Origin of the sequence: Microbacterium sp. Root1433D1, from assembly GCF_001426835.1 — a bacterium.
Taxonomy (GTDB): domain Bacteria; phylum Actinomycetota; class Actinomycetes; order Actinomycetales; family Microbacteriaceae; genus Microbacterium; species Microbacterium maritypicum.
Map to the genome: position 1 here is coordinate 1 of NZ_LMFN01000005.1, position 2,732 is coordinate 2,732.

General features: G+C 64.3%; 4 protein-coding genes. 2 read left to right on the forward strand and 2 right to left on the reverse strand.

What is annotated here, in order from left to right; all coding sequences use genetic code 11:
* A partial coding sequence (locus ASD13_RS17515; protein ID WP_235562681.1) for a Gfo/Idh/MocA family protein occupies window positions 1-539 on the forward strand: 539 nt, incomplete at its 5' end.
* Window positions 540-673: 134 nt separating this feature from the next.
* On the forward strand, window positions 674-838 hold the full coding sequence (locus tag ASD13_RS17295) for a hypothetical protein (RefSeq protein ID WP_235562683.1): 165 nt from the start codon (window positions 674-676) through the stop codon (window positions 836-838).
* A gap of 155 nt (window positions 839-993) precedes the next feature.
* On the opposite strand, the gene ASD13_RS17070 is transcribed toward ASD13_RS17295, so the two are convergent.
* Both ASD13_RS17070 and ASD13_RS17075 read right to left on the reverse strand, forming a co-directional pair.
* Window positions 994-1,260: a hypothetical protein gene (locus ASD13_RS17070; protein WP_055872001.1), complete on the reverse strand. Its 267-nt coding sequence runs from the start codon at window positions 1,258-1,260 to the stop codon at window positions 994-996.
* Window positions 1,261-1,327: 67 nt separating this feature from the next.
* Complete coding sequence (locus ASD13_RS17075) at window positions 1,328-2,341, reverse strand: hypothetical protein (RefSeq protein ID WP_055872004.1); 1,014 nt, start codon at window positions 2,339-2,341, stop codon at window positions 1,328-1,330.
* Window positions 2,342-2,732: the final 391 nt, after the last annotated feature.

A 2,732-nucleotide genomic window follows, 5' to 3' on the forward strand; every position in this document is an offset into this window, starting at 1 on the left:
TCCGGAACTGGCCGGAGGCGGCGCGCTGGTCGACTCCGGAACTGGCCGGAGGCGGCGCGCTGGTCGACCACGTCGTGCACTGCGCCGACCTGCTCGACGAGCTCCTGGGCGAGCGGGCCCAGTCGGTGCGCGCCGTGTCSAACAGCATCCTGCACGCCGAGCGCGAGCTCGAGGTCGAGACCGGCGGACTCGTCTCGATCCGGTACCCGAGCGGCGTCATCGCCACGATCGACTGCTCCTGGAGCTGGCCGATGAGCTCGGCCACCTGGGGCGGGCTGACCCTCCAGGTCGTCGCCGAGCGCGGCACCGTCACCGTCAGCCCCTTCGCCAAGGGCGTCGCCGGGCATGATGCGCACGGCGAGACCTGGAGCCCGGTGGGCGCCGACCTCGACGCGCTGCTGCTCGACGAGTTCGTGCACGCCGTGCGCGAGGGCCGGCAGCCGCAGCCCGACGCCGGCGTGGGCATCCGCACGGTCGAGATCGCCACGGCCGCCCAGGCCTCTGCGGCTCGCGGTGGCGAGGTCGTCACGCTCGCCTAAGTGTAGACAGATCGATTGCCTGAGGCGCCCCACAAATCTCAAGGAATCTGAGATCAAGACTCGTCTTCCAAGATCGGAAGAGCACGGCCAAGGGCGTCGCCGGGCATGATGCGCACGGCGAGACCTGGAGCCCGGTGGGCGCCGGCCTCGACGCGCTGCTGCTCGACGAGTTCGTGCACGCCGTGCGCGAGGGCCGGCAGCCGCAGCCCGACGCCGGCGTGGGCATCCGCACGGTCGAGATCGCCACGGCCGCCCAGGCCTCTGCGGCTCGCGGTGGCGAGGTCGTCACGCTCGCCTAAGTGTAGACAGATCGATTGCCTGAGGCGCCCCACAAATCTCAAGGAATCTGAGATCAAGACTCGTCTTCCAGATCTCACCGAGGGAAAGAAGAAGGTCCGTCGCGATCGCGGCGAATGAGTCCTTCAGCGGTGGATGGATTCAGTTTCGCGAACGGTCAGGATGAGTCAGTCGGCCGCTGCAATTCGGAGACCACAGCGAAGCACCAGAAGGTCACGACGATCGCGGCGAGAACAGCTATGCCCGCAACGACCCATGGGCTTGAGGAGATCGCCTCGTCCGTCAGCAGAAGGACGATCAACGCCGCCTCGGCCAGGGCTAGAACACCCAGGACGACGCGGGACAATCCCCTCGACTGGCCAGGACGCGGCATCAGCCCAATGGTTGACACAAGCAGGACGACAACCAAGATCACAGCCGTCATATGAGCCCCTCGAACGCCTTGTGGGTCCAGGGGAGCCGCCTCGCTCCACCTGGACCCACGCTACCAACTAGTTGGGAACGCAGAAGTACCCGTTCCTCACGATAGATGGGGCGAAAGGCAAAACGCCAGTGACCCAGGTGTGGCCAAAGTAGACACCCCGATTGTTCCAGTTGCAGGCGTTGATCGCAGCTGCACCGAAAGCAAGCAGCGCCCCAGCGAGAGCAATGACGTTCGTGGTCAACGTGCCAACCGCGGGGATGAGCGCAGTGATCCGGCTCGCCAAGAGAGCCGCGCTAGACCCGCCCAGAAGCAGCTTGGTGATCTGGCTGACCACCGTGTTGCTTGCGTACACATTCCATCCCCACCGGAACGTCGGGTCGGCGACAACCGGATAGCTGGTCCCGGGCCCATGCTCCACGTACTGGATCAGTTCGTTGCCAACGACTTCGTACCGAGTCTCGATCTCCGAACCATCTGCATCAGCCGCCCACGGAGCTCCCACATAGCCCACTTCAGCCGTGAAGGACACTTCATTGCCTTCTTCGTCAAGCCCGGTTGCCGTCCTTGACAGCGTGGCGGACCCATCTTCATTAAGGGTGATATCCAGATCCTCAGGCAGCTCGTAGGCGAAGGAAGTAGGTGCACTCGGCCCGTCGATAACTGTGCTCAGCCGAAGACCACCCTCAAGTGTCTGGACGACCGCTTGCACGCCGTCCCCATCAGCTACCACACTCCCGTCATCTGCAACCTCAGTTGCGGCCCCCTGAACAGGCTCCGGGAGACCAACGCTGATCCCAGTCAGGGCTCCCGCCCAATGCCCCGTTGGGGAAACATCAATGGGCATATCGACTGTACGCGGCACGGTGATCTGCGCTGCTTCAGAATCAGCGACAAACACTCCGTCACGAGCCTCGGGCGCAATAATCTCAGCATCTTCGGCGAGGGGGTGATTCTCCACCGCCGCGGCAACGGACTGAGCCGCATCCCCCGCTAAGTCGTCCTCGGCGGCAATAGCGGGAGTTCCCGCCAATACCAGAGAGACGGTTGTCAGCGCTACCAGAGCAACCTTGATCTTCTTCATCTCACATCCATTCAGTTCTAGCCGGCCGCTGCGCAGACAGCGCAACATCAAGACGGTGCAGCAAAAGTGCCGACCACCGCAGGCCTACCGCTGTAGGCTTTTTGGGGGACAAGCTCATGGCCACCGGCCGGTTCGACGAAGGTCCATCAAACGTGCACAAAGGTCGCCATAGAGGTGTCGGGCCGCGCGACGGCAGATTTCCGGTGACAGTTACGACGCCGCCCTCGCTGCGTCGAGACTCCCTGCGTTCACGCGTTGACCTTCCGGTCCGCTTTCGCACGTCCTCCCTCGCAGCCGTCGGCGGCGTCATCCGCCCCTGACGAATCCGCGCACGGTGCTCTCTGCCGCCGTGCCCCTGCGAGAACGGAGCCGCATCATGGCGCTCATCGTC